Origin of the sequence: Streptomyces sp. NPDC002181, assembly GCF_042890485.1 — a bacterium.
Lineage (GTDB): Bacteria > Actinomycetota > Actinomycetes > Streptomycetales > Streptomycetaceae > Streptomyces.
This window is the reverse complement of record NZ_JBIASC010000008.1, coordinates 89,443-115,494: the sequence shown is the minus strand read 5'-3', so window position 1 is coordinate 115,494 and position 26,052 is coordinate 89,443. Positions and strand designations below refer to the sequence as shown.

27 protein-coding genes are annotated in these 26,052 nt (G+C 73.2%); 15 read left to right on the top strand and 12 right to left on the bottom strand.

The annotated features are described in order from the left end of the window. Positions 1-65: 65 nt before the first annotated feature. The 9 genes from ACFYXV_RS20770 to ACFYXV_RS20730 all read left to right on the top strand — a co-directional run bounded on the left by ACFYXV_RS20770 (position 66) and on the right by ACFYXV_RS20730 (position 6,810). Positions 66-596 carry an NUDIX domain-containing protein gene (locus ACFYXV_RS20770; protein ID WP_383341382.1) on the top strand — a complete coding sequence of 177 codons (531 nt, stop codon included), beginning with the start codon at positions 66-68 and terminating at the stop codon, positions 594-596. A gap of 9 nt (positions 597-605) precedes the next feature. Beyond that, positions 606-1,004 carry a YidH family protein gene (locus tag ACFYXV_RS20765; RefSeq protein ID WP_385469565.1) on the top strand — a complete coding sequence of 133 codons (399 nt, stop codon included), beginning with the start codon at positions 606-608 and terminating at the stop codon, positions 1,002-1,004. Next, positions 1,001-1,321, top strand: coding sequence for a DUF202 domain-containing protein (locus tag ACFYXV_RS20760; RefSeq protein ID WP_383341379.1), 321 nt, complete (start codon positions 1,001-1,003; stop codon positions 1,319-1,321). Before ACFYXV_RS20765 ends, ACFYXV_RS20760 begins: the two co-directional genes overlap by 4 nt. Before the next feature lie 83 nt (positions 1,322-1,404). Then, positions 1,405-1,701: a hypothetical protein gene (locus ACFYXV_RS20755; protein WP_389383720.1), complete on the top strand. Its 297-nt coding sequence runs from the start codon at positions 1,405-1,407 to the stop codon at positions 1,699-1,701. 75 nt (positions 1,702-1,776) lie between these two features. Then, positions 1,777-2,688 (top strand): MBL fold metallo-hydrolase, encoded by a 912-nt coding sequence (locus tag ACFYXV_RS20750; protein ID WP_389383719.1) that lies wholly within the window; start codon positions 1,777-1,779, stop codon positions 2,686-2,688. Positions 2,689-2,822: 134 nt separating this feature from the next. Further along, positions 2,823-3,899 (top strand): phosphotransferase family protein, encoded by a 1,077-nt coding sequence (locus tag ACFYXV_RS20745; RefSeq protein ID WP_385469571.1) that lies wholly within the window; start codon positions 2,823-2,825, stop codon positions 3,897-3,899. Between the two features lie 9 nt (positions 3,900-3,908). Continuing rightward, a complete protein-coding gene (locus ACFYXV_RS20740) occupies positions 3,909-5,138 on the top strand; it encodes an acyl-CoA dehydrogenase family protein (protein WP_389383718.1) in 1,230 nt (409 codons plus the stop codon). Between the two features lie 189 nt (positions 5,139-5,327). Continuing rightward, positions 5,328-6,527: a S8 family serine peptidase gene (locus ACFYXV_RS20735; protein WP_389383717.1), complete on the top strand. Its 1,200-nt coding sequence runs from the start codon at positions 5,328-5,330 to the stop codon at positions 6,525-6,527. 25 nt (positions 6,528-6,552) lie between these two features. Next, complete coding sequence (locus ACFYXV_RS20730) at positions 6,553-6,810, top strand: hypothetical protein (protein WP_383341361.1); 258 nt, start codon at positions 6,553-6,555, stop codon at positions 6,808-6,810. A gap of 18 nt (positions 6,811-6,828) precedes the next feature. Here ACFYXV_RS20730 and ACFYXV_RS20725 read toward each other — a convergent pair whose 3' ends face one another. From ACFYXV_RS20725 to ACFYXV_RS20715, 3 genes are all read right to left on the bottom strand, one after another. After that, positions 6,829-7,434 carry a TetR/AcrR family transcriptional regulator gene (locus tag ACFYXV_RS20725; protein ID WP_389383716.1) on the bottom strand — a complete coding sequence of 202 codons (606 nt, stop codon included), beginning with the start codon at positions 7,432-7,434 and terminating at the stop codon, positions 6,829-6,831. A 77-nt stretch (positions 7,435-7,511) separates the two neighbouring features. After that, positions 7,512-9,272, bottom strand: a complete 1,761-nt coding sequence (locus ACFYXV_RS20720) for a class I adenylate-forming enzyme family protein (RefSeq protein ID WP_389383715.1) — start codon at positions 9,270-9,272, stop codon at positions 7,512-7,514. After that, complete coding sequence (locus ACFYXV_RS20715; protein ID WP_385469581.1) at positions 9,269-10,033, bottom strand: SDR family oxidoreductase; 765 nt, start codon at positions 10,031-10,033, stop codon at positions 9,269-9,271. The genes ACFYXV_RS20720 and ACFYXV_RS20715 overlap by 4 nt, the downstream gene beginning before the upstream one ends. Before the next feature lie 94 nt (positions 10,034-10,127). On the opposite strand from ACFYXV_RS20715, the gene ACFYXV_RS20710 reads away from it, so the two are divergent. The 4 genes from ACFYXV_RS20710 to ACFYXV_RS20695 all read left to right on the top strand — a co-directional run bounded on the left by ACFYXV_RS20710 (position 10,128) and on the right by ACFYXV_RS20695 (position 14,544). After that, positions 10,128-11,408, top strand: a complete 1,281-nt coding sequence (locus ACFYXV_RS20710; protein ID WP_389383714.1) for an exo-beta-N-acetylmuramidase NamZ domain-containing protein — start codon at positions 10,128-10,130, stop codon at positions 11,406-11,408. A 115-nt stretch (positions 11,409-11,523) separates the two neighbouring features. Further along, positions 11,524-12,861, top strand: a complete 1,338-nt coding sequence (locus tag ACFYXV_RS20705) for a serine-threonine protein kinase (RefSeq protein ID WP_389383713.1) — start codon at positions 11,524-11,526, stop codon at positions 12,859-12,861. Between the two features lie 151 nt (positions 12,862-13,012). Then, a complete protein-coding gene (locus ACFYXV_RS20700) occupies positions 13,013-13,639 on the top strand; it encodes a hypothetical protein (protein ID WP_383341345.1) in 627 nt (208 codons plus the stop codon). Positions 13,640-13,830: 191 nt separating this feature from the next. Then, on the top strand, positions 13,831-14,544 hold the full coding sequence (locus tag ACFYXV_RS20695; RefSeq protein WP_389383712.1) for a 3-keto-5-aminohexanoate cleavage protein: 714 nt from the start codon (positions 13,831-13,833) through the stop codon (positions 14,542-14,544). Here the strand turns inward: ACFYXV_RS20695 and soxR are convergent. Further along, positions 14,525-14,968, bottom strand: a complete 444-nt coding sequence (gene soxR / locus ACFYXV_RS20690; RefSeq protein ID WP_385469591.1) for a redox-sensitive transcriptional activator SoxR — start codon at positions 14,966-14,968, stop codon at positions 14,525-14,527. The two genes, ACFYXV_RS20695 and soxR, sit on opposite strands and share 20 nt — an antisense overlap. A gap of 134 nt (positions 14,969-15,102) precedes the next feature. Here soxR and ACFYXV_RS20685 point away from each other — a divergent pair, with 134 nt between their 5' ends. After that, positions 15,103-15,564, top strand: a complete 462-nt coding sequence (locus ACFYXV_RS20685; RefSeq protein ID WP_389383711.1) for a MaoC family dehydratase — start codon at positions 15,103-15,105, stop codon at positions 15,562-15,564. Positions 15,565-15,576: 12 nt separating this feature from the next. On the opposite strand, the gene ACFYXV_RS20680 is transcribed toward ACFYXV_RS20685, so the two are convergent. The 3 genes from ACFYXV_RS20680 to ACFYXV_RS20670 form a co-directional block, all read right to left on the bottom strand. Further along, positions 15,577-16,224, bottom strand: a complete 648-nt coding sequence (locus tag ACFYXV_RS20680; protein ID WP_385469593.1) for a TetR/AcrR family transcriptional regulator — start codon at positions 16,222-16,224, stop codon at positions 15,577-15,579. A gap of 90 nt (positions 16,225-16,314) precedes the next feature. Further along, positions 16,315-16,605 (bottom strand): YiaA/YiaB family inner membrane protein, encoded by a 291-nt coding sequence (locus ACFYXV_RS20675; protein WP_385469595.1) that lies wholly within the window; start codon positions 16,603-16,605, stop codon positions 16,315-16,317. A 109-nt stretch (positions 16,606-16,714) separates the two neighbouring features. After that, positions 16,715-17,866 (bottom strand): acyl-CoA dehydrogenase family protein, encoded by a 1,152-nt coding sequence (locus ACFYXV_RS20670; protein WP_385469597.1) that lies wholly within the window; start codon positions 17,864-17,866, stop codon positions 16,715-16,717. 90 nt (positions 17,867-17,956) lie between these two features. Here ACFYXV_RS20670 and ACFYXV_RS20665 point away from each other — a divergent pair, with 90 nt between their 5' ends. Further along, a complete protein-coding gene (locus tag ACFYXV_RS20665; protein ID WP_385469599.1) occupies positions 17,957-18,616 on the top strand; it encodes a TetR/AcrR family transcriptional regulator in 660 nt (219 codons plus the stop codon). Here the strand turns inward: ACFYXV_RS20665 and ACFYXV_RS20660 are convergent. The 5 genes from ACFYXV_RS20660 to ACFYXV_RS20640 all read right to left on the bottom strand — a co-directional run bounded on the left by ACFYXV_RS20660 (position 18,613) and on the right by ACFYXV_RS20640 (position 26,039). Continuing rightward, positions 18,613-19,692 carry a Zn-dependent alcohol dehydrogenase gene (locus tag ACFYXV_RS20660; RefSeq protein ID WP_385469601.1) on the bottom strand — a complete coding sequence of 360 codons (1,080 nt, stop codon included), beginning with the start codon at positions 19,690-19,692 and terminating at the stop codon, positions 18,613-18,615. The two genes, ACFYXV_RS20665 and ACFYXV_RS20660, sit on opposite strands and share 4 nt — an antisense overlap. A 157-nt stretch (positions 19,693-19,849) precedes the next feature. Then, on the bottom strand, positions 19,850-21,262 hold the full coding sequence (locus ACFYXV_RS20655) for an aldehyde dehydrogenase family protein (protein WP_389383710.1): 1,413 nt from the start codon (positions 21,260-21,262) through the stop codon (positions 19,850-19,852). Positions 21,263-21,369: 107 nt separating this feature from the next. Then, on the bottom strand, positions 21,370-22,875 hold the full coding sequence (locus ACFYXV_RS20650; protein ID WP_389383709.1) for a CitMHS family transporter: 1,506 nt from the start codon (positions 22,873-22,875) through the stop codon (positions 21,370-21,372). A gap of 73 nt (positions 22,876-22,948) precedes the next feature. Further along, positions 22,949-25,234: a molybdopterin-dependent oxidoreductase gene (locus tag ACFYXV_RS20645; RefSeq protein ID WP_389383708.1), complete on the bottom strand. Its 2,286-nt coding sequence runs from the start codon at positions 25,232-25,234 to the stop codon at positions 22,949-22,951. A 184-nt stretch (positions 25,235-25,418) separates the two neighbouring features. Then, positions 25,419-26,039, bottom strand: a complete 621-nt coding sequence (locus tag ACFYXV_RS20640) for a TetR/AcrR family transcriptional regulator (protein WP_389383707.1) — start codon at positions 26,037-26,039, stop codon at positions 25,419-25,421. Between the last annotated feature and the right edge of the window lie 13 nt (positions 26,040-26,052).

Here is a 26,052-nt window from a genome sequence, read left to right as displayed (position 1 = left end):
CCTCCGGTCGGTGGTGGGGCAGATCCTTGGCTACGGAGCGGTAACCAGTCAACAGCGGTGGTTGGATGAGCCGTGTGAGTGCTGCTGACGAAGTGCTGGACGTGGTGGACCGGGACGACCGGGTGACGGGGCGGGCCCCGCGGGGCGAGGTGTACGCGGGCGGGCTGCTCCACCGGTGCGTGTTCGTACAGGCCAGGGACGCGCGGGGACGGGTCTTCGTGCACCGGCGCACGGCTTCGAAGCTGGTCTTCCCCTCCGCCTACGACATGTTCGTGGGCGGGGTGGTGGGCGCCGGCGAGAGCTACGCCGAGGCCGCGCTGCGGGAGGCCGAGGAGGAGCTGGGCGTGGCGGGGCTGGCGCAGCCGGTGCCGCTGTTCAAGTTCCTGTACGAGGGCCCGGGCGGGGGCTGGTGGTCGTACGTGCACGAGGTGCGCTGCGAGCTGCCGGTGCGGCCGCAGGAGTCGGAGGTGGCCTGGCACGCGTGGCTCTCCGAGGAGGAGCTGGCGGGGCGGGTCGCGGACGGGGAGTGGGAGTGGGTGCCGGACGGGCTGGAGGCGTACCGGCGACTGCGCGCGCACCGGGAGTCCGGCCAGTAGATTGATCAGGTGATCGACTTCGTCAAGGACGTGCGCCTCTGGTTCGCGCCGCAGCGGGTGAGGGACGAGGGCGAGACCCCCGACTACCGGTTCTCGCTGGCCAACGAGCGGACCTTCCTGGCCTGGATCCGGACCGCCCTCGCCCTGGTGGGCGGCGGGTTCGCGGTGGACCAGTTCCTGCCGGACCTGCGCTGGGGGGTGCGGGTCGGGATGTCGCTCGCGCTGCTCGCGGTGGGCGCCGCCTGCGCGCTGCGGGCGGTGAACCACTGGGTGAAGTGCGAGCGGGCGATGCGGCGGGGCGATGACCTGCCGATCTCGCGGTTCCCCGTGGTGCTGAGCCTGGGGGTGGGGCTGGTCGCGGTGGCGATGGTGTTGGTGGTGCTGATGGGCTGGACGAGCCGGCCGTGACCGCTTCCGGTCCGGCGGTCCGCGACGCGGGGCTGCAGCCCGAGCGGACCCGGCTCGCGTGGCGGCGTACGACGCTGGCGTGCTCGGTGACGGCGGTGCTGGCGCTGCGGACGGCGCTGCGCGGGTCGGGCTCGCCGGTGGAGGTGCTCGCGGCGGCGGTGATCGTGCTGATCTGGCTGGCGTTCCTGGGCGTCGCGCACCGGCGGGTGCGGCAGCTGGCGGCGGCCCGGCCGCCGGGGCTCTCGGCGCGGTCGGCGCTGGCGGCGGTGGCGTGCACGGTGGCCCTGTCGGTGTTCGCGGTGGCGGTCATCTTCTGAGCCGGTGATCGGATGATGCGGCTTGTTCGCGCCGATCGTGACATAACAGGCGATAAGGGATGTTCCGCACTAGCCTCGGCGCCATGACGACCATGCACCGGGAACACTCCACCCACGCGCACGCCCACGGCCCCGACTGCGGCCACACGGAGGTCTCCCACGGGGACCACGTCGACTACGCGCACGACGGCCATCTGCACCGCGAGCACGCGGGGCACTGGGACGAGTGCGAGCCGGCGGGGCACGCCACCCACGAGGACCACGACCACGACCACGGGCCGGCCTGCGGTCACGAGGCCGTGCAGCACGGCGACCACGTGGACTACGTGCACGACGGACACCGGCACGCCGCGCACGACGGCCACTACGACGACCACTGACCCCCGACCTCCCCCGGCGCCGCCGCGACTGGCAGGATGCTGACCGCTTGTCAGAGCGATCCGGGGAGAGCACGCATGACCGCCGAAGAGCCGTACCTCGTCCAGCCCGCGACCGGGGTGTACGCCTACGTCCAGCCGGACGGCGGCTGGTGCCTGAACAACGCCGGCTTCGTCAGCGACGGCGGCCGGACCCTGCTCATCGACACCGCGGCCACCGAGCGGCGGGCCCTGGCCCTGCGCGAGGCGGTCGTGCGCGCGGGCGTGCCGCTGCCGCGCACGGTGGTCAACACCCACCACCACGGCGACCACACCTACGGCAACGCCGTCTTCGCCCCCGAGGCGCTGATCCTCGGGCACGACAACGCGCGCACCGAGCAGATCGCGGCCGGGCACCAGCTGGAGCTGATCTGGCCCGCCACCGACTTCGGCTCGGTCGAGATCACCCCGCCGGACCTCACGTACAGCGAGCGGACGACCCTCCACATCGGCGAGACGGAGGTCCGGGTCATCCACCCGGGGGTCGCGCACACCACCGGCGACTCGATCGTGTTCCTGCCGCGGCAGGGCATCGTCTTCACCGGCGACCTGGTCTTCGCCGAGGGCACGCCCTTCCTGGCGATGGGCTCGCTCACCGGTTCGCTGCGGGCGCTGGAGCTGCTGCGCTCGCTGGACGCGGAGACCGTCGTACCGGGCCACGGACCGCTGACGGACCCGTCCGCGTACGAGGCCACCGAGCGGTATCTGCGGTACGTGGCCGACTTGGCCCGCGAGTGCAGGGCGAAGGGGCTGAGCCCGCTGGAGGCGGCGCGCCGGGCGGATCTCGGGGAGTTCGCGGCCTGGCGGGAGAGCGAGCGGCTGGTGGCGAACCTGCACCGGGCGTACGCGGAGCTGGCCGGGGAGCCGGAGGGGGCGCCGCTGAACATACTGGCGGTGCTCCAGGACATGACGGAGATGAACGGCGGGACGCCGATCCTCTGCCACGCGTGAACCGGGAATGCGGGCCGGAGGGGATCCCCTCCGGCCCGCACTCGTCCGCGGTGCGCACTGGACGACATACCGACTGGTCGGCATGATGGCACTCGATCGTTCCGTCTCGTCCACTCCGTACGGAGGTGCGCACCATGGCCCCAGCGCCAGCGTCAGAGTCCGCTTCGGCCGGCCCCCGGGGCCTCGACCTGGAAAGGCTGCGCGGTCATCTCGACCGGGTGCGGCCCGGGCTCGTGACCGGGGCACTGCGCGGCCGGCTGATCGAAGGAGGCCGGTCGAACCTCACGTACGAGATCACCGACGGGGCCGGACGCTGGGTGGTGCGCCGTCCTCCGCTCGGCCATGTGCTGGCCACGGCACACGACATGAAGCGCGAGCACCGGGTCATCCGGGCGCTGCACGGCACGGCCGTGCCGGTGCCCGAGCCGGTGCTGCTGTGCGAGGACGAGTCGGTCCTCGGGGCGCCGTTCTACGTGATGGAGTACGTGGACGGGGTCCCGTACCGCAGCGCCGACCAGCTCGCCGGGCTCGGGCCCGAGCGGACCAGGCGGGCCGTGCTGGGCCTGGTGGACACCCTGGTCGATCTGCACGCGGTGGATCCGGCAGCGGTGGGCCTGGGCGACTTCGGCCGGCCCGACGGCTTCCTCGACCGGCAGCTGCGCCGCTGGGGCAAGCAGCTCGACTCCTCGCGGGGCCGCGAGCTCGCGGGCATCGACGAGCTGCACGCCGCGCTCGGCCGCTCCCTGCCCCGCTCCCCCGCCCCGACCGTCGTGCACGGGGACTTCCGGCTGGACAACGTGCTGATCGGCGGTCCGGACGACAGGATCCGGGCGGTGCTGGACTGGGAGATGTCCACGCTCGGGGATCCGCTGACCGACCTCGGCCTGCTGGTCATGTACAGCTCGGACCTGGGGCTGACGGACTCGCCGGTCAGCACGACGAGCGGCGCGCCCGGCCACCCGGCGCCGGCCGAACTGATCGAGCGGTACGCCGCCCGTTCCGGCCGGGACACCGGCGCGATCGCCTGGTACACCGCCTTCGCCTGGTTCAAGCTCGCGGTGATCCTCGAAGGCATCCACTACCGCTACACGCTCGGGCAGACGGTGGGCGCGGGCTTCGACCGGATCGGCGACCTGGTCCCGGTGTTCATCGAGCACGGCCTGGCCACCCTCGGGGGCCGCCACACATCCGAAAACGGCCAGGAAGGCTGAGGCACACCCATGGACTTCGCATTCGACGCCCGGACCGAGGAACTCCGCGAGCGGCTCCTCGCGTTCATGGACGAGTACGTGTACCCGGCGGAACCCGTCGCCGCCGAGCAGCGCGCGCGGCTGGACTCGCCCTGGGGGACCCCGGCCGTCTTCGGTGAACTGAAGGCCGAAGCGCGCCGTCAGGGCCTGTGGAATCTGTTCTTGCCCGACGCGCGGCACGGCGCCGGGCTGACCAACCTCCAGTACGCCCCGCTCGCCGAGATCACCGGCCGCAGCCCGCACCTGGCGCCGATGGCCACCAACTGCGCGGCCCCGGACACCGGGAACATGGAGGTGCTCGCACAGTTCGGCAGCGAGGAGCAGAAGAAGCAGTGGCTGGAGCCGCTGCTGGCCGGGGAGATCCGGTCCGCCTTCGCGATGACCGAGCCGGAGGTGGCCTCCTCGGACGCGACGAACATCGAGACGCGGATCGAGCGTTCGGCGAGCGGTGACGAGTACGTGATCACCGGTCGCAAGTGGTTCATCTCCGGGGCCATGAACCCGGACTGCAAGATCTTCATCGTCATGGGCAAGACCGACCCGGAAGGCGCCGATCCGCGCCGCCAGCAGTCGATGATCCTGGTCCCCCGCGACACCCCGGGCGTAGAGGTGCGCCGGGCGATGACCGTGTACGGGTACGAGGACCACGACCACGGCGGCCACGCCGAGGTGGTCTTCGACGGGGCCCGGGTGCCGGCCGCCCACCTGATCGGCGAGGAGGGCTCCGGCTTCGCGATCGCCCAGGCCAGGCTCGGCCCGGGCCGCATCCACCACTGCATGCGGCTGATCGGCATGGCGGAGCGGGCGATCGAGCTGATGTGCCGGCGCGCGGTGGGCCGTACCGCCTTCGGCAAGGAGCTGGCCGCGCAGGGGGTCGTGCAGAACTGGATCGCGGACGCCCGGGTCACGGTGGAGCAGCTGCGCCTGCTGGTGCTGAAGACGGCCTGGCTGATGGACACGGTCGGCAACCGGGGCGCGCACACCGAGATCCAGGCCATCAAGATCGCGACCCCGCGGGCGGTGGTGCGGATCCTGGACGACGCGGTGCAGCTGCACGGCGCGGGCGGGGTGAGCCAGGACTTCCCGCTGGCCGAACTGTGGGCGGCGGCGCGGACTCTGCGCCTCGCGGACGGGCCTGACGAGGTGCACCAGCGCTCGCTGGCGCACCGGGAGCTGAAGAAGTACGCGGGCCGCTCCTGAACGTGCAGGAATCGTGCAGGAGTTCGCGCGAACTCATGTACGGCGTGAAGGCGGTGCGGGGGGCCTTTTAAGAAACCTTGTTGAACAACCCCGAACCGCCGGTACGTTCTTGATTTGCGCCTGTCAATCGGAACAGGGTTCTCCAGAAAGTTTGACGCCCCACACGTCAGCAAGAGGAGAACTCTCCAGATGGCAACTCACAAGCGCTCGCGCACTTTCCGGTACGCGGCGGTCGGCACGACAGTGGCCGCCGCGGCCGCCGCGGCCCTGGTCGCCAGCCCCTTAGCTGGAGCTGCGACACCGGCCGAGGGCACGGTGTACGGACTGGGCGCACCCGGTGCGATCAGCGGTAGCTACGTCGTCATCCTCGACGCATCCGCGAACAAGGAACAGCTGGCCAAGAAGTACGGCGGCGAGCTGAAGCGCACGTACGGCTCCGGGGTCAACGGCTTCTCGGCCGCCGGGCTGAGCGAGACCGAGGCCAAGCGGCTCGCCGCGGACCCGGCCGTCGGCAAGGTCGTGCAGAACAAGAAGTTCACCATCAACGCCACCCAGGACAACCCTCCGTCCTGGGGTCTGGACCGGATCGACCAGAGCGCCAAGGCAGGCGACAAGAAGTACAGCTATCCCGACAGCGCGGGCGAGGGCGTGACGGCGTACGTCATCGACACCGGCATACGGACGACCCACAAGGACTTCGGCGGCCGCGCGACGTCCGGGTTCGACGCGGTGGACAACGACGACAAGGCCGACGACGGCAACGGCCACGGCACGCACGTCGCGGGCACCATAGCCGGCACCGCGCACGGCGTCGCGAAGAAGGCGAAGCTGGTCGCGGTGCGGGTGCTGGACGACAACGGCTCCGGCACCACCGAGCAGGTGGTCGCGGGGATCGACTGGGTCACCCAGCACCACTCGGGCCCGTCGGTGGCGAACATGAGCCTGGGCGGCGGCGCGGACGAGGCGCTCGACGAGGCGGTGCGCCGGGCCATCGCCTCGGGTGTCACCTTCGCGGTGGCGGCGGGCAACGAGTCGGCGGACGCCGGTCAGGGCTCGCCCTCACGGGTCCCGGAGGCGATCACGGTGGCGTCGAGCACCGTCGACGACGAGCAGTCCTCGTTCTCGAACTTCGGCTCGGTGGTGGACCTGTACGCGCCGGGGTCGGACATCACGTCCGACTGGAACGACAGCGACACCGGTACGAAGACCATCTCGGGCACCTCGATGGCCACCCCGCACGTGGTGGGCGCCGCGGCGGTCTACCTGGCCGGTCACCCGTCCGCGACCCCGGCGCAGACGGCCGCGGCGCTGACGGCCGCGGCCACGAGCGGCGCGGTGACCAACCCTTCGGCGGGTACGGCGAACAAGCTCCTGAAGGTGGCCCCGTAGCCCACGGCCCCATACGCTCCGGGTCGTGATCCATTTCAAAGTGGCCGCAGACGGCCCCGACCCGCTGTCCGTGTGGTTCGAACCGCTCGCCTGGGAGGTGGTCCTCGATCCGGGGGACCACCTCCTCGTCGCGTGGCCGGACTACAGTCCCGGTCCGCAGCTCGCCCCGGTGTTCTGCCACGAGCCGGGACGCCTGTCGATCCTGGAGCCGAACTGGACACCGGGAGGCGAACCGGGCTACGCGCGGGTCTGGAACTCCGCCGGCGAGGAGATCACGTACTAGGGGGTGTCCCTGGGGACTTCAGGGCCGCAGGGCGCGCATCAGCAGGTCGGCGAGGTGATCGGCGACCTGCTGCGGCGTGAGCGGACCGTCCCCCCGGTACCAGGTGGACAGGTGGTGGACCGACCCGAAGTGGTAGTCCACCACCAGGTCCGCGGGGGTGGCGGTGGAGAACACCCCGGTGCGCTGGCCCTCCTCGACCAGCGCCCGGAACCGCTCGTGGTAGCGCCGGCGCTCCGCCCGCACCTGCTTGAACTTCTCCGGGCTGAGCTGGTGCATCGACCGGAAGAAGATCGCCGCGTCGTCGAGGTTCTCGATGGTGGTGACCACCACGTCGGCGGCCGCGGCGCGCAGCCGCTCCTCGACCGGGGCACCGGATTCGGCCACCGCGTCGAGGCGCTGCTGCTGGAGGCGCAGCATCCGCGCGTACACCTCGTGCAGCAGGTCGTCCTTGGACCCGAAGTAGTGGTAGAGCGCGCCCTTGGTGACCCCGGCCGCCTCGACGATCTCCTGGACGGAGGTGCGGTCGTAGCCGCGCTCGGCGAAGAGCCGGGTGGCGACGGCCAGCAGCCGCTGCGGCACCGGGGTATCGTGCGTGCCTTCGGGCTCCGTGGTCCTGGCAGCCATGGCGCTGACCTTCCCTTCCCTGTTCCCTGGTCCGTACGACCAGCTGTGCGAGCGGCTGGACGACCGTACGGCTGCTTTCAGCCGCGGTCGCGCAGCTCCCGTCGCAGGATCTTGCCACTCGTCGTCTTCGGCAGGGCGGGCAGGATCTCCACTTCGCGCGGGTATTTGTACGCGGCGATGCGTGCGGCGCAGTACGCCGACAGCTCCTCCGGCTCGGCCGAGCTGCCGGGGCGCAGGCTCACGTACGCCTTCACGCTCTCGCCGCGGTACGGGTCCGGGACGCCGACCACGGCCGCCTCGCGCACGGCGGGGTGGGTGTAGAGCACGTCCTCGACCTCGCGCGGCCAGACCTTGAACCCGGAGGCGTTGATCATGTCCTTCTTGCGGTCGACGACGTAGAGCCAGCCGTCCCCGTCCATGAAGCCGACGTCCCCGGTGCGCAGTTCGCCGTCCGGGAAGGCCTTGGCGGTGTCCGCGGGCAGTCCCCAGTAGCCGGGCACCACCTGGGGTCCGCGGACGGCGATCTCGCCGGTCTCGCCGAAGGGCACCTCGGCGCCGTGCTCGTCGAGGATCCGTACGAGGGTGTCGGCGCCGGGCAGGCCCACGGAGAGGGTTCCGGAGGCGGGGTCCACGGGTGCTTCGAGGTGTACGGGCACGGAGGCGCAGGGGGCGGTGCACTCGGTGAGGCCGTATCCGTTGCGCAGGTAGAAGCCGTACGCGGCGCGCAGGCGCTCGACGAGGGCGGGCGGGAGCGGGGCGCCGCCGGAGGAGAGCACCTGGAAGGAGGCGAAGTGGTCCGCGGTGGCCTCGGGGTGGGCGGCGAGGGCCATGAAGGCGGTGGCCGGGCCGACGGTGTAGGCGGGGCGGTGCGCGAGGAAGGCGTCGAGGACGACTCCGGCGTCGAAGCGGTGGGCGAGGACGAGGGTGCCGGCGTTGGCGAAGCAGGCGCCGAGCTCGCAGACCATGCCGGTGATGTGGAAGAGGGGGGCGAGGGCGAAGTACGTGGCGCCCTCGGGGAGCGGGTGCCCGGTGACCTGCCGGACGGCGTTGTGGGTGAGCGCGCCGTGCGGGTTCATGGCGCCCTTGGGGGTGCCGCTGGTGCCGGAGGTGTAGCTGATGAGCGCGGTGTCGGCGGCGGTGAGACCGGGGTCCGGCGGGGCGGGGTGGCCCCGGCGGGCCACGGCGGTGAGGTCGGCCGGGGCCGGCGGGTCGGCGGGCCCGGGCGCGGCGTGCTCCGCAGCGGCCGCCGGTGCGGACACGGGTGCGGACCCCGGTGCGGCACCTGGTGCGGACCCCGGTGCGGCCCCCGGTTCGGCCGGGGCGAAGACGCGCGGGTCGTTCCGGCTCTGGAAGTCCCGGTCCGAGGCGGTCAGGGCGACCCGTACGGCGGTGCCGCGGGCGGCCTCGGCCGCGTACGCCGTCCACGCGCGGCCGTCGCAGACCAGCGCGGCGGCCCCGGAGTCACGCAGGATGTGCCCGATCTCACCCGCTTTGTACATGGGATTGAGGGGCACGACCACCGCTCCGGCCTTCCATGCGGCCAGGACGGCGAGCACGAAGTGCGGGGTGTTCTGGAGCATGACGGCGACCCGGTCGCCGCGGCCGATGCCGTGGGCCGCGAGGTGGCCGGCGACGGAGTCGGAGAGGGCGTCGGTCTCGCCGTAGCCGATGCGGCCGTCGAAGTAGGCCAGCGCGGTGCGTTCGGGGGCCCGGGCAACGGCCTCGCGGAAGGCGTGCAGCAGGCTCGGCGGCGGGGAGACGGGGGCGCGCTGGGCCGGACTGAGCAGGCCCAGCCACGGCTTGGCCGCGTAGCCGGAGGGCCGGTTCGGCTGTGTCACCTGGTCTCCCACTTCTGCTGGATGTGGTTCATGCCGGAGATCCAGCGGTCCGGTTCGGTGGCGCGGGCGGCGTAGTAGTCCGCGACCTCGGGGTGCGGGAGGATCAAGAACCGGCCCTTCTCCATGCCGTCGAACAGTGCGTCCGCGACCGTTTCCGGCTCGATCGCGGTCGGCGCGAGGACGAGTTCGCCCGCCGAGCCCGCCGCCGTCAGCATGTCGGTGCGGACCCCTTGCGGGCAGATGGCATGGACCTGGAGGCCGCGGTGGCGGTAGGTCAGCGAGAGCCACTCCGCGAAGGCGAGCGCGCCGTGCTTGGTGACACTGTACGGCGCCGCCCCGATCATGGTCAGCAGTCCCGCCGCCGAGACGGTGGACACGAAGCGCCCGCTCCCGCGCTCCAGCCAGTCGGGCAGCAGCAGCCGGGCCGCGCGCACGTGCGCCATGACGTTGGTGTCCCAGGCCGCTTCCCAGACGGCCTCGTCGGCGAACGCGTCGCCGCCGGATGCGAGTCCGGCGTTCGCGCAGTAGACGTCCACCCGGCCGCCGAGGGCCTCGCGGGCCTCGGCCACGACGGAAGAGGCGTCGCCCGGGACCGCGATCGCCCCGGCGCCGATCTCCCCCGCCACGGCGGCGGCCTTGGCCGCGTCGAGGTCGTTGACCACGACCGTGGCTCCCTCGGCGGCGAAGCGGCGGGCGAGGGCGGCGCCGATGCCGCCGCCCGCGCCGGTGACGACGACTCGCTGGTCCTGGTACGCGCTCACGGGATCACCTTTCAGGGGACTCACGGTCGGATGCCCGGCAGACTAACCGGTCGGTATGTCGGGGTGGAAGAGGGGCGGCGCCTAGCGTGGCGGGATGACGCTGTCGCGACGGGGGCTGCTGGGACTGGCGGGGACGACAGGGGCCTTGGGGACCCTGGGGGCGGTGGGCGCGGCTCCGGTCCCCGCCCCGGACCGGGCCGACGCGGGCGCAGACGCGGCCGCCGACCGGGTGCGCACCGGCTTCGAACAGCTCGCCGCCGACGGCTACGCACTGCTCGACGGCCGGCGGATCGGCGTCGTCACCAACCCCACGGGGATCACCGCCGACGCCCGCCACCTGGTCGACGTACTGCACGCGGACGCCCGGGTGAAACTGGTCGCGGTGTTCGGGCCGGAGCACGGGTTCCGCGGGACGGCGCAGGCGGGCGGCTCCGAGGCGGCCGGGCGCGATCCGGCGACCGGGCTGCCGGTGTACGACACGTACGGCAAGAGCGGGCAGAAGCTCGCGGACGTGTTCACCGCGGCCGGGATCGACACGGTCGTCTTCGACATCCAGGACGTCGGGGCGCGCTTCTACACCTACATCTGGACCCTGTACGACTGCATGCGCGCGGCCGCGCTGGCGGACAAGGCCGTCGTCGTACTGGACCGGCCGAACCCGGTGGGCGGCCGCCGCGCCGCCGGACCCGTACTGGAGCCGGCGTACGCGAGCGGCGTGGGCCGGGAGGCCATCGCGCTCGCGCACGGGATGACGGTGGCCGAGCTGGCCCTGCTGTTCAACGCGGAGTTCCTGGCCGCGAAGCCGGTCAGGCTGAGCACCGTACGGATGAGCGGGTGGCGGCGGGAGTCCTTCTTCGGGGCCACCGGGCTGCCCTGGGTGCCGCCGAGCCCGAACGTGCCGACGCCGGACACCGCCCTCGCGTACGCCGGCACCTGCCTGTTCGAGGGCACCAACCTGTCCGAGGGGCGCGGGACGACCACGCCGTTCGAGGTGGTCGGCGCGGAGGGCCTGGACCGGCGCTGGGCGGAGGCCGCGCAGGAGCTCGGCCTGCCCGGGGTGTGGTTCCGGGAGGCCTACTTCACGCCCACCTTCTCCAAGTTCACCGGGAAGGTGTGCGGCGGGGTCCGGCTGATCGTGCACGACCGGGCGGCCTTCGATCCGGTGCGGGCCGGGATCGGGCTGCTGGTGACCGCGAAGCGGACGTGGAGCGGCTTCGCGTGGCGCACGGACCACTGGATCGACCAGCTCACCGGAACGGACCGGGTCCGGAAGATGATCGACGCGGGGGCCGGGGTCGAGGAGATCGCGGGCGACTGGGCGGCGGGGCTGGAACGGTTCGCGGCGGTGCGGGGGCGGTACCTGCTCTATCCGTGAACTCCCGGGAATCCGCGCGAGTTCCCGCGAATCCGTGGGCGTCGGGGGTCCGGCCGGGTAAGAGCACCGACAGGATGCCGGACGGCACCGGAGTGACGGCGCGGAGGGGGACCTCATGTCGGATGCAACGGCGGTGGGCGGCGGGATCGGGGTCGCTCCGTACGCGGAGCTGACCTTCGACGCCGACGGGGACGTGGACCCGGGCACCCAGGACGCGGTGAGCGCGCTGGAGGCCACCGACCTGCTGGTCTTCGCCCACGGCTGGAACAGCGACCGGTCGACCTCGACGCGGCTCTTCGACCGGTTCTACGCGCCGTTCCCCGGGCTGGTGGGGCCGGGGGTACGGCCGGGGTACGTGGGTGTGGTCTGGCCCTCGATCCGGTTCTCGGACGAGCCGATACCGGACTTCGACCCCCACGGCGCACTCGCCGAGCCGGGCCACGGCACGGCCCTGGACCCCGCCACCCTGCGGGCCCTCGGTGAGTTCTGGCCGGGACGGGTGGCGGAGCTGGACCGGGTCGCCGAACTGCTGGAGGAACGGCCGGAGTCCCCTGCGGCCTTCACCGAATTCGGGGCGCTGGTCCGGGAGCTGGCGGGCGTGGACACGGTGGATGCGGTGGTCGCGGCCGGTGCGGTGGGCGCCGCTGCCGTCCCCCCGGCCGTGCCCGCGGTGCCCGCCATCTTCGCCGAGGACGTGCTGGAGGTGTGCCGGGCCCTCACCGAGGGTCTCGTCGAGGCGGGCGGGCAGCCCGGGGGCGCCGCCGGGCCCGGCTTCTCCCTCGGCGGCGGCCTGCGCGCGCTGTGGAGCGGCGCCAAGGAGCTGCTGCGGCAGGCCACGTACTACCAGATGAAGAAGCGGGCCGGGGTGGTCGGCGAGCGCGGCCTCGGCCCGGTCCTCGCCGAACTGGCGGGCCGCCGCCCGGCCCTGCGCTTCCACCTCATCGGCCACAGCTTCGGGGCCCGGGTGGTGTCCTTCTCGCTGCGCGCGGTGCCGGACGGGGCCCGGTACGTGAAGTCGGCGACCCTGCTCCAGGGGGCCTTCTCCCACTACTCCTTCGCCGACCGGCTCCCCCATGACAAGAGCAGCGGCGGCGCCCTGCGCGGGATGCAGCGCAAGGTCGACGGCCCGGTGGTCGCCTGCCACTCCCCGTACGACTCCGCCCTCAAGGTCTTCTATCCGCTGGCCTCCCGGATGGCAGGGGATTCGGCCGGTCTCCTCGGCCTGGACGAGCGGTGGGGCGCGATCGGGCACGACGGGGTGCAGGCCGTGTCGGGCACACCGCGGCTCACCCTCGACGCGGCCCTGCGCGCGGGGGTCCCGCAGGCCGGTTGCGTCAGTGTGGACACCGGGTCCGTGGTGCGCCGCGGCGGTCCGCCCTCGGGGGCGCACAGCGACATCTGCCACGAGGAGCTGGCCCGGCTCGTGGTTGCCGCGGGGCGCATGGGGCGCTGACTTCCGGCCATGTGCCACCCGCACGCCTCGACCGCCCCCGCATGCGCCCGCACCTGGCCGGGCATGTTGGGCACATCTCACGGTGCGTCGTCGTTCGACCTTGTACGACGCCCCCCGGTGCGGGCGTGGGCGCGACGGAGGTGAAGGTGTGATGGCGGGATTCCGAAGTCTGGCGTACCAGGTGCGGGACGCACGCAATGACCGTGCCCTGCGGCGCCATTCGCTGCGCCGCTGCCTGGAGCGGTTCGCTCCGTACGGGCACCGGGCGACGTGGTGGCATCTGTGCGACCGGCACGGGATCGCCCCCGAGGACCGGGCGGCCGATCCGCAGCGGCTGGTGGCGGCGCTGGAAGAGCTGGAGGAGGCGCGGGCGGTCTGGCTGGAGTACGAGCGGCAGTTCGCGGAGCGGCGCAGGAGGGAGAAACACCACGGGCTGCGCCGGCCCGAGTGGGCGTGGGGCGGCAGCGGGGACGCGGTGGTGCGGTGCGCCGATCCGGGGGTGCGGCCGGACGGCACGCTCGGCGAGGTGCTGCGGCGGCTGGTGGCGGCGCTGGAGTCGGAACCGGGGACGGGGTGCCCGGTCTGCGGGGAGCAGGAGCTGCGCTGGCCCGCGCACGGGCCGGGGCAGAGACGGGGGCCCCATGCGGGGCATCGCGCCTGGGAGGGTGCGTGGGCCTGGGACGGGCCTGTGTGCGCGGGCTGCGGGATCGTCGTGCCGAGGCCGGCGCTGCTGGACGCGCTCTCGGTGGTGGACCCCGCTTCGGCGGGGGCGGCATGAGCGGGCGGCCACCTGGGGCGGCGGGGTCGGACCCGGCATCGGATCCGGATCCGGCACGGCTGTCGGGGCGGGTGCCGGGTCGGCTGTCGGGGCGGGTGCCGGCACGGCTGTCGGGGCGGGTGACGGGTCGGGGGGCCGGTCGGGTGCTGGTCTCGTTGAACGGTGGGCGCGGTGCCGCCGACGGCGTTGCCGTGCCCCTGTCCCCGCCGGACCTGGTGGAGTCGGCGCTGGCGGCGGTGGCCGCCGGAGCCGGGGAGGTGCTGGTCCACCCGCGGACCCCGTGCGGCCGGGAGAGCCTGTCGCCCCGGGTGGTCGGGCCGCTGCTGGAGGCGATGCGGGGCGCGGGGGTCCTCGTACCGCTTTCGGTGTCCGCGGGGATCGGGGCCGAGCCGGATCCGGCGGGGCGGCTGGAGCGGGTCCGCTCGTGGACGGTGCTGCCCGACCGGGCGGTGGTGCATTTCGCGGAGCCGGGGGCCGAGGCGTTGGCTCGGGCCCTGCTGGCGCGGGGCGTGGCCGTGGACGCGGTGGTTCCGCTGGACGGGGAGGGCGGCGCCGGAGCGGAGCCGGACGCGGAGCCGGGGCCGGGGCCGCTGGAGCGGTTCCTGGCCTGGCCCGTACGGGACCCGGCGCGCATCCGGCTCGCCGTGGAGCTGGCCGCCGCCGATCCGGCGCTGGTGGCGGGGGTTCGCCGGCTGCCGCCGGTGCCGCTGCTGCTGTTCGGGCGGGGGGCCGCCGCCTGGCCGGTGCTGCGGCTGGCCGCACGGTGCGGTGCGGCCACGCGGACCGGCGTGGGCGACGTACTGCACCTGCCGGACGGCCGTCCGGCGCGCTCGAACGCCCAGCTGGTGGCGGCGGCCCGGGAGATCTCCGCCGCCGCGGGGGCGGCTACAGCCGGGAGCCGGTGAGCTGTTCGCCGAAGACGTCGTCCGGGTTGGACAGGGCGCAGTTCTTCAGCGAGAGGCAGCCGCAGCCGATGCAGTCGGTCAGGTGGTCGCGCAGGCGCGCCAGCTGGGTGATGCGCCGGTCCAGCTCGGCACGCCAGGCCTCCGAAAGCCGGGCCCAGTCCTCGCGGTTGGGGGTGCGTTCCTCGGGCAGCTGGGCGAGGGCGTCGCGGATGGCGGCGAGCGGGATGCCGACGCGCTGGGCCGCGCGTACGAAAGCCACCCGGCGCAGCGCGTCGCGGCTGTAGCGGCGCTGGTTGCCGCTGGTGCGGCGGCTGCTGATCAAGCCCTTGGTCTCGTAGAAGTGCAGCGCGGAGACGGCCGCGCCGCTGCGGGCGGACAGCTGGCCGACGGTGAGCTCGTGGACTTTCTCGGGAATCTGCGGCACGAGGCCGAGGGTAGTCGGCCGGTCCGACATTCGTTGACAGACGAGTCGTTGACAGATACATGCGGCCCCAGCATGCTGAGCAGCGCGCTGAGCAAGCGCTTATTCGCCCGAGAACGCCAGGGAGAGGGAGACGCATGGCCGAGCCGAGGATCTTCACGTCCGCCGAGGAGCTGCGCGCAGGGACCGGGGAGCCGCTCGGTCCGAGCGGGTGGCTGGAGGTGGACCAGAAGCGGATCGACCTGTTCGCCGATGCCACCGGTGACCACCAGTGGATCCACGTGGACCCCGAGCGCGCCGCGGACGGGCCCTTCGGCTCCACCATCGCCCACGGCTATCTGACGCTGTCGCTGCTGCCGAGCCTGGTCCCGCAGATCATGCGGGTCGAGGGCATGAAGATGGGCATCAACTACGGCACGAACACGGTGCGCTTCCCGGCGCCGGTGCCGGTCGGCTCGCGACTGCGCGCCAGCGCCGTGATCACGGAGGTCACGGAGGCGGGCGGCGGCGTCCAGGTCACGGCGACGGTCACGGTCGAACGCGAGGGCGGCGACAAGCCCGTGTGCGTCGCGGAGTCGGTGTCCCGCTACTACTTCTGAACGGCTCGCGCACTACTTCCGGGGCGTACCGGGGCCGTCCGGGGCGGCTCCGACCATGCGCAGGACGAGGTCGGCGTAGAGCGCGCCGACCTCGTCGGGCGTGCGGTGGCCGGCCGCGTTGAACCAGCGGGCCACGTCGATGCACAGCGACAGGACGGCGAGGGTGGTGCCGGGGAGGTCCGGAACGTGGAACTCCCCCGTCTCGACCCCGTCGGCGAGGATGCGGCGTACGGCGGCGTCGCTGCGCCGCCGCAGTTCCACGATCTCGCAGCGGTGCTCCGGGGCGAGGGCGTCGAGCTCGTACTGGACCACGCGCGCGGTGGTGTGGTGCGCGGCGTGCCACAGCACGAAGGACCGTACGGCGGCGTCGAGGCGCTCGGCGGCCGAACCCGGTCCGGAAGCGGCGGTCTCCAGGATCTCCAGGGCCTTGTCGTGGCCGATCCGGCTGATCCGGTGGAGCAGCTCTTCCTTCGTCTTGTAGTGGATGTAGAGCGCGGCCGGGCTCATCCCGGCCCGCCCCGCGATGTCCCGCGTGGTGGTGGCGTGGTACCCGCGCTCCGCGAACGCTTCGACGGCGGCGACGAGCAGCCGCCGCGCGGCGTCGGGGGTGACCTCCGACCACGGCCGGTAGCCGCCGGTCGTCTCCTCCGCGCTGTCCATCGCTCGCTCACCCTCTTCGTCCCGTGGAAGGAACACCCTACCGGAGGGTGAGCAAGCGCTTAGCGACCTTGGGGTACGCGTGGGCGCCGCTCAGACCTTCGGCTGGAAGGGGTCGTAGTCGGCCATGATCTTCTCCATCCGGGCCTGGTCGACCCGGGTGACGATCTGGGTGAGCTCCTGGCGGTCCCGGATCACCTTGGCGAGGGTGAAGGCCGAGGTCGTGAGGTAGAGGACCGCGATGCCGAGGAAGGCGCGGACCCAGCCGTCCACCTGGAGGTGGTAGATCCCCAGGGCGACGGCACAGATGGCGATGGCGAAGGAGGCGAGGGCCTGACCGTAGTACGCCGCCGAGTTGCGCTGCTTGACCGGTGTCTCGTTCATGGGCCCAGCATCGGGCGGCGCGGCCGCGCGCACCTCCGCGCACGTACTCAAGTGCGTACTCAGAACGGGCCCGCGGGCGGACGGGGCCGCGCTCGGAGCGGGCTCGTGCTCAGAAGGCGGAAACCCCGGTGCGGGCGCGGCCGATCAGCAGCTTCTGGATCTGACTGGTGCCCTCGTACAGGGTCATCACGCGGGCGTCGCGCAACAGCTTGCCCGCCGGGTACTCGTCGATGTAGCCGTAACCGCCGTGCACCTGGAGGGCATTGCTCGCGGCGCGCACGGCGGCCTCGGAGGCGAAGAGCTTCGCGGTGGAGGACTCGGTGGCGAAGGGCTGCCCGCGGTCGACGAGGTCGGCGACCCGCCAGGTGAGCAGCCGGGCCGCGTCCACGTCGACCGAGATGTCGGCGATCAGCTCCTGGACCAGCTGGTGATGGGCGATGGGCTTGCCGAACTGCTCGCGCTGGGCGGCGTACGAGACGGCCGCGTCCAGCGCCGCCTGCGCGATGCCGACGCAGCCGGCGGCGACCGACATCCGGCCCTTGGCCAGGGCCGACATGGCCACGGAGAAACCCTTGCCCTCGGGGCCGAGCATCGCGGAGGCGGGGACGCGGGCGCCGTCGAGGACGAGTTCGGCGGTGGCCTGGCCGCGCAGGCCCAGCTTGCCGTGGATCTCGCGGCGGGTGAGCCCGGGGGTGTCGGCGGGGACGAGGAAGGCGGAGATCCCCCGATGGCCGGGCTCGTCGCCGGTCCGGGCGAAGAGCAGGACCACGTCGGCCCAGGTGCCGTTGGTGATGAACATCTTGCTGCCGCTGAGGACGTACGCGTCCCCCTCGCGCACGGCGCGGGTGGTGAGGCTGCCGGCGTCGGAGCCGGTGCCGGGCTCGGTCAGGCCGAAGCAGCCGAGGGCCCGGCCGGAGCAGAGGCGGGGCAGCCAGGCGCGCTTCTGCTCCTCGGTCCCCCAGGCGGCGATGGTCTTGGCGACCAGGCCGAGGGAGACGGAGACGATGCCGCGCACGGCGGAGTCGCCGCGGCCGAGTTCCTCGGTGACGAGGACGTACGCGAGGTGGTCGCCACCGGAGCCGCCGTACTCCTCGGGGACGGTCAGGCCGAGGAAGCCGAGGTCGCCGAGCTTCTTGACGATGGCCCGGTCGACGCTCTCGGCACGGTCCCATTCGGCGGCGTACGGGGCGATCTCGCGCTCGGTGAACTCGCGGGCGAGCCTGCGCACGGCTTCCTGTTCCTCGCTCAGCTCCAGATTCACCGGGCACCTCCGGGCGGTCCGGCGCGGGTCGACCCGGGAGGGTTAACTAGCACCGGTAGTTTATGGCGGGCAGGCCCTACTATGTGGCGCATGGCCAGACCGCGCAAGCCCCTCCTCAGCCGGGACCTCATCGTCGGGGCGGCGGGCGCGCTGGTGGACTCGGAGGGGCTGGAGGCGGTGTCGACACGGCGGCTCGCCGCCGCGCTGGGGGTCAGCGGGCCGTCGCTGTACAACCACTTCCGCACGAAGGACGAGATCCTGGAGGCGGTCGCGGACGCGGTGAGCGCCCGTGTCGACTTGTCGATGTTCGAGCCGGCGGCGGGCCGTGACTGGCGGGGCGCCCTGCACGACTGGGCGCACTCGTACCGGGACGCGCTGTCCGACCACCCGAACATCGTGCCGGTGCTGGCGCGCGGCCCGGGCCGGCGCCCGGCGGGGCTGCGGGTGGCGGACGCGGTGTTCGGCGCGATGACGGCGGCCGGATGGCCGCCGGCCCAGGCGACCCGGATCGGCGCGCTGATGCGGTACTTCATCCTGGGCTCGGCGGTGGCCTCGTTCGCCGGGGGTTTCGTGGACGACGAAGCCGCGTACGACCCGTCGGACTACCCCCACCTCGGCCAGGCCCACCTGCTGGCCGAGCGCCGGCGCGAGGTGGACGAAGGCGCGTTCGAGACGGGCCTGGCCGCCCTGCTGGACGGACTTGCCCTCCAGCACGAGGCGTTGACGGACGCGGGGCGGGCGGACGGTTAGAACACGACGAGCGAGCGGCCGCCCTTGCCGGCGAGCATCGCCTCGAAGGCGGCGGGGATGCCGTCCAGGGTGATGCGGTCGGTGACCAGGGAGCCGAGGTCGAGGCGGCCCGCGCGGACGTGCTCGGCGATCAGCGGGAGATCGCGCGCGGGGTCGCTGTTGCCGTACACGCAGCCGGTGAGGGTGCGTGCGAAGTGGAAGATCTCCAGGGCGTGGAAGCCCACCTTCTGGTCCTTGCCGCCGATGCCGACGACCGTGGTGCGGCCGCCGCGGCGAGTGGAGTCCCAGGCCGCGCGGATGGACTCCGCCCGGCCTGCGCACTCGACGGCGACGTCGGCCCCCTGTCCGCCGGTGAGGGCGCGGATCTGCTTGGCGGTGGTGTCGGAGGCGAGCAGGAACTCGGTGGCCCCGGCCGCCCGGGCCAGCTGCTCCTTGGCCGGCGAGACGTCGACGGCCACGATCGGGCCCGCCTCGGCGATCCGCGCGGCCTGGAGCGCGGCCAGGCCGACTCCGCCGACGCCGAAGACGGCGACGGACTCGCCCGGGCGCACCTGGGCGCTGTTGCGCACCGCGCCGTAGCCGGTGAGGACCGCGCAGCCGAGCAGGGCCGCCTCGGCGAGCGGGATCCCGGCAGGGGCGGGCAGCACGCAGTGGGCCGCGACGACCGTCTCCTCGGCGAACGCGGCCACGTTCAGCCCCGGGTGCAGCGCGGTGCCCTCGGCATCGTGGGCGTAGACCGCCCCGACCCCGCTGAGCGCCTTGGCGCAGAGCCAGACCTCGCCGATCGAGCAGTGGTGGCACTCCCCGCAGGACGGGGACCAGTTGAGCACCACACCGTCGCCGGGGGCGACGTGGGTGACGCCCTCGCCGACGGCCAGGACCGTCCCCGAGCCCTCGTGGCCGAGGACGGCGGGGACGGGGACCACCATGGTGCCGTCGGTGAGCGAGAGGTCGGAGTGGCAGACACCGGCCGCGGCGAGCCGCACCCGTACCTGGCCGGGGCCGGGATCGGGCAGGACGATCTCCCTTATCTCCAGCGGTGCTCCGACGGCGGGCAGGATGGCGGCGCGGACCATGGTCGTATTCCGTCTCTCGGGCTCAGGAGTGCGGGGCGGTGGCTTGGTGCGGTGCTGAAGGCTGCGGTGCCGTGGGGTGCGGTGGGGCGGGGTGCGGTGGGGTGCGGTGGGGTGGGGTGCGGTGCGGCGCCGTGGGGTGCTGTGCCGTGCTGCCCGTTCAGAACTGCAGCGACTTGGTCTGGAGGTACTCGGCCAGGCCGTGCGGGCCGAGCTCGCGGCCGACGCCCGACTGCTTGTACCCGCCGAAGGGCGCGAGCGGGTTGAAGCGGCCGCCGTTGATGTCCACCTGGCCGGTGTCCATGCGGCGCGCGAAGGCTACCGCGGTCTCCTCGTCCGCCGCCCACACCGCGCCGCCCAGCCCGTAGACGGTGCCGTTCGCGATGCGCAGGGCCTCGTCCTGGTCCTCGTACGGGAGGATCGACAGCACGGGGCCGAAGATCTCCTCCTGGGCGATGGTCATGTCCGGCGTGACGTCGGCGAACACGGTCGGGGCGATGAAGTACCCGCGCTCGTGCGGCGCCTCGGGGCCGCCGGCGACGAGGCGGGCACCCTCCTCGACCCCCTTGGTGATGTATCCGCGCACGCGGTCGCGCTGCTTGGCGTTGATGACCGGGCCGAGGCGGGTGCCCGGGTCGAGGGGGTCGCCGGAGGGGTACTTGGCGACGGCGGCGGCCGCGAGCGAGACGGCCTCCTCGTACTGGTCGCGGTGGACGAGCATCCGCGTGAGCGCGTTGCAGCTCTGGCCGGAGTTGTTCATGACGTGGCCCACGCCCGCCGCGACGGCCTTGGCCAGATCGGCCCCGGGCAGGATGACGTTGGCCGATTTGCCGCCGAGTTCGAGGGCGACGCGCTTGACCGCGGCGCCGGCCGTGGCGCCGATCTGCCTGCCGACCGCGGTGGAGCCGGTGAAGGAGACGAGGTCGACTTCCTCGTGCGCGGCCAGCGCCTGGCCGGCGACCGGGCCGGTCCCGGTCACCAGGTTGAACACGCCCGCCGGGATGCCCGCCTCGTGCACGGCTTCGGCGAAGAGCTGCGCGGTCAGCGGGGTGTCCTCGGCCGGCTTGAGGACGAGGGTGCAGCCGGCGGCGAGAGCGGGTGCCACCTTGGCAACGATCTGGTGCAGCGGGTAGTTCCAGGGGGTGATGGCCCCGACCACTCCGACCGGCTCCAGCAGCACGGTGGAGTTGCCGATCCTCTCCTCGAAGGCGTACGAGGCCCCCAGCTCCGCGAAGGAGGAGGACACCGCGATCGGCGCGCCCACGTGGACCATCTCCGAGAAGCCCTGAGGGGAGCCGAGTTCGGCGGTGATGAGCTCGGCGAACTCGGCCTTGCGGGCGACCAGCACGTCACGGAGCGCCCCGATCAGGGCGGCCCGCTCGGCCGGGGCCGTGGCGGCCCAGCCGGGGAAGGCCGCGCGTGCCGCGCGGACGGCCGCGTCCACGTCGTCGGCGTTTCCGGCCGGGACCCCTCCGATGACCTGCTCGTCGGCCGGGTTGACCACCTCGATCCGCTCGCGTCCGGCGGCGGGCCGCCATGCGCCGTCGATGTACATCCCGTCGTGGGCCTTCATGGCTTTCCTCCCGAGCACGCCCGAACACGTGGACGCGTAGACCTGACCTCGTTCGACCACCCTACAAACTACCGCCGGTAGTTTTCGGCCCGCCAGGGGTCCCGGGCTCAGATGATGCCGAAAAGCATCCCTGCCCCGAGGACGACGAGGGAGGTGAGGGCCGCCCATTTCACGGTGAAGCGGGTGTGGTCGCCGAACTCGACCTTGGCCATGCCGACGAGGACGTAGACGGCGGGAACCAGCGGGCTGGACATGTGCAGGGCCTGGCCGACCAGCGCGGCGCGGGCGATTTCGAGCGGCGAGACCCCGTGCGCGGCACCGGCCTCGGCGAGGACCGGCAGGACGCCGAAGTAGAAGCCGTCGTTGGACATGAAGTAGGTGAGCGGCAGGCTGAGCAGGCCGGTGACCAGGGCCATGTGCGGGCCCATGCCCTCGGGGACGACGCCGACGAGCCAGTCGGCCATGTGCTTGACCATGCCGGTGCCGCTGAGGACTCCGGTGAACACGGCCGCGGCGAAGACCATGCCGGCAACGTTCAGGACGTTGTCGGCGTGGGCGGCGATCCGCGCCTTCTGGTCCGGCATGTGCGGGAAGTTGACGGTGAGGGCGAGGGCGGCACCGAGGAGGAAGAGCACCGGGATGGGCAGCAGTTCCGCGATCATCGCGGCGAGGAGGGCGACGGTGAGGCCGGCGTTGAACCAGTAGAGGCGCGGGCGCAGCGTCGGGCGGCGGGGGTCGAGGCCCTGGAAACCTTCCTCCTGCGGGGCGGCGGCGCGAGCGGCGGCGCCTGCGGGGTCCGCGTCGGACCCGGCGCCGGAGCCGGACCCGGCCCCTGCGCCTGTCCCTCCTCCTCCCCCTGCGCCTGCCCCTGTGTCTGCGCCTGCCCCTGCCGTCCCGGCGTCGGCGGACCCCGTGACGGTGGCGACCAGCAGACGCTGCTCGGCGGGCTCCGAGGCTCCCCCGGCCGGCCGCTCCGCTTCCTCGCCGGGCATGACGAGCGTCCCGATCCGGCGGCGCTCCTTGAGCCCGAGGACGTACGCGAGCCCGAACACGAACAGCAGTCCGACCGCGAGGGCGGGGATCATCGGGACGAAGATGTCGGAGGCGTCGACCTTGAGGGCGGTCGCGGCGCGGGCCGTGGGGCCGCCCCAGGGGAGGGTGTTCATGACGCCGTTGGCGGTGGCCGCGACGCCCGTCATGACCACCAGGCTGAGGCCGAGCCGCTTGTACAGCGGGTACATGGCCGAGACGGTGATCATGAAGGTGGTCGAGCCGTCGCCGTCGAGCGACACGATCGCGGCCAGCACCGCGGTGCCGACCACGACCCGCACCGGGTCCGCCTTGCAGAAGCGCAGGATGCCGCGCACGATCGGGTCGAACAGGCCGACGTCGATCATCACTCCGAAGTAGACGATGGCGAACATCAGCATGGCGGCGGTCGGCGCGAGTTTGCCGACACCGTCGATGACGTAGTCGCCGAGGTGGGCGCTCTTTCCTGCGAACACGCAGAACAGCGCGGGGATGAGGACGAGCGCCGCGATGGGCGACATTTTCTTCATCATGATCAGCACCAGGAAGGTGGCGATCATGGCGAAGCCGAGGAAGGTCAGCATGCAGGGAACGTAGGTGCCTCCCCTACGCGTCAACAAGACGTCACGGCGTGAGCAATACGAGCAAAACCCCAGCTCAGGGCAGGGGTGTCAGTTCGACGGGGAAGCCGTTGAGCACCGCGGTGCCGGACAGCGGGTCCAGCAGGGAGCCGTCGAGGAGCTGGTTGACGTTGGCTCCGGGCGCCGCGGAGGCGACGGAGAGCCGGGCCCCGTCGCGGTCGTGGCCCCAGCCGTGCGGGAGGCTGACGACGCCGGTGCGAACGGTGTCGGTGACCTCGACGGGGACCTCCAGGCTGCCGCCGTCGGCGGTGATCCGGGCCATGCCGCCCTCGGTGAGACCGAGCCGGCCGGCGTCCTCGGGATGCACCTGGAGGGTGCATCGGTTGGAACCTCCGGTGAGGGCCGGGACGTTGTGCAACCAGCTGTTGTTGGACCGCAGGTGGCGGCGGCCCACGAGCACCAGGGTGGCGGGGCGGTCGGCGAGCGCCGCGCGCAGCCTGGGGAGCTCGGCCGTGATCGGGTCCGGAAGCAGCTCGATCCTGCCGCTGCGCGTCCTCAGCACCTCCGGGAGCCTGGGCCGCAGCGGGCCCAGGTCGATGCCGTGCGGGTGCGCGAGCAGCAGCTCCAGGCTGAGCCCCTCCTCACCGGCGCCGCTCGCGGGCCCGTCTTCGTCCGCGCCCGATCCCGCCCCGGGTGCGCGGCCGAGGCCGAACCCGTCCCCGTACGGGCCGAGCCGCAGCATCAGGTCGAGCCGGCGCTCGGGGCCGTTCTCCCCGGTGAGCAGGCCGGCCAGGCGCTGCGGGTCCTGCCCGTGCAGCGGGGAGCGCGGGTCGGCGGTCTCCTTGGCGAGGGTGCCGTGGATGGCCGTCTCGTCGACCGCGGAGGGGGCCACGGATCCGTACCGGCCGGAGACGGCCAGGACGAGGCGGGCGTGGATCTCGCATTCGTCGAGCCGGTTCGCTTCGAGCGGGACGGCGGGCCGGCTGTAGCGGACCTGGTTGCGGATGGCGAAACCGTTGAAGGCGAAGTCGTGGTGCGCGCTCTGTGAGGGCGGTGGCGGGGGCAGCACGACGTGGGCGTGGCGGGAGGTCTCGTTGAGGTACGGGTCGATGCTGACCATGAAGTCGAGCCCGGCCAGGGCCGCGTCGAGGCGCCGCCCGTCGGGGGCGGACAGGACCGGGTTGGCGGCGATGGCGATCACGGCCCGGATCCTCCCCTCCCCCGGCGTCTCGATCTCCTCCGCCAGGGCGGCGATGGGCAGTTCGCTCTTGGCCTCGGGGTGGCCGCTGACCCGGCTGATCCAGCGGCCCAGGGTGAAGCCCTTGCCCGGCCCGGCGGGGCGCGGCCGGGGACCGGCGGCCGGGAGCGGGAAGAGGACACCCCCGGGCCGGTCGAGGTTGCCGGTGAGGATGTTCAGTACGTCGACCAGCCAGCTGGCCAACGTGCCGTACTCGACGGTGCAGCTGCCGATCCGCCCGTAGACGGCGGCGGCGGGCGCGGCCGCCAGAGCGCGGGCCAGGTCGCGGATCTCGGCGGCGGTGAGGTCGCAGGCGGGGGCGACGGCCTCGGGTGTGAAACGCGCGAGGGCTTCGGCGAGTTCCCCAAGCCCCTCGGTCCGTTCGGCCAGGGCGCCGGGGGCGGCGAGCCGCTCCGCGAGGAGGGTGTGCGCGAGGGCGGCCAGCAGCAGGGCGTCGCTGCCGGGGCGCGGCGCGAGGTGGAGGTCGGCCAGTTTGGCGGTGCGGGTGCGGCGCGGGTCGACGACGACCAGGGTGCCGCCGCGGGCCCGCAGCGCCTTGAGCCGGCCCGGGAAGTCGGGGGCGGTGCACAGGGAGCCGTTGGACTCGACCGGGTTGGCGCCCAGGAGCAGGAGGAAGTCGGTCCGGTCGAGGTCGGGGACCGGGATGGCGAACGGGTCGCCGAAGAGGAGCCCGCTGGAGACGTGCTTGGGCATCTGGTCGAGGGTGCTGGCGGTGAAGAAGTTGCGGGTGCCGAGCGCTTTGAGCAGAAGCGGCGGGTACAGGTTGCCCGCCATGGTGTGCACGTTGGGGTTGCCGAGGACGACGCCGACGGACTGGGCCCCGTACTCCCGCACGAGGGCCGGGACCGCGGCGGCGATGGCCTCGTACGCCTCTTCCCACGTCGCCTCCCGCAGCCGGCCGTCGCGGCGGACGAGGGGGGTGCGCAGGCGGTCGGGGTCGGCGTCGAGCCCGCCGAAGGCCGCGCCCTTGGGGCAGATGAATCCGTGGCTGAACACGTCTTCGCGGTCCCCGCGGGCGCCGGTGACGGTGCTGCCCTCGATGGTGAGGGTGAGGCCGCAGGTGGCTTCGCAGAGGGGGCAGATGCGCAGGGCGGTGCGGGGCATGGGCCCTCCAGGGGCGGCAGGACGCGACACGAACACGCGGCGAGCCGAGCATACCGACCGGTTGGCACGCGCGGGAGGGGTCTGTGGAGGGGCCCCTCGACCCCTGGCCCCCGCGGCCCCCGGGCGCGCCGGCCCTTCGCCGCCCCAGCCCGGCGGGGCAGGCGGGGCGGGCGGGCGGGGCGGGTCAGTCCAGTACGCGGGCCAGGTACGCGTGCATCATGGCCCGGATCTCGGCCACGATGGCGGGGTCGCCGCCCGGGTCGGCGCGGAAGGCCAGCTTCGTGAGCGCGTCCGTGGCCTCGACCGCGACCAGGACCGCCCGCTCCAGGGCGGGGTCCGTGGTCAGGCCGAGGTGGGCCGCGAGCAGTTCGGTGAGGCGTACGGCGACCAGCCCGTTGGGGTCGGCGGCCGGGCCTTCGGCCGGGGGCGCGGGCACCCCGAAGTCGACGAGCGCGAAGCCGGGGACGGTCCGCTTCATGACGAGGTACTCGTCGAGCACCGCGTCCACGACCGACCGCCAGTCGCCGGCCGGGAGCGCGTCGAGGCGCTCCGCGATGGCGTCGCTGTACCGGTCCAGGTTGCGGTGGGCGAGGGCGATGGACATGGCCCGCTTGTTGCCGAAGAAGCGGTAGACCGAGCCGATGGGCACGCCGGCGCGCAGGGCGACGGCCCGGGTGCTGAGGTTCTCGTAGCCGGTCTCGTCCAGGAGTTCGGCGCAGGCGTCGAGGATCCGGGCGAGCCGGTCGGCACTGCGCTGCTGGATCGGCGTCCGGCGCAGGGGGTGGGCGGGGGGCACGGGGTCCATCATGCCGCTCCTG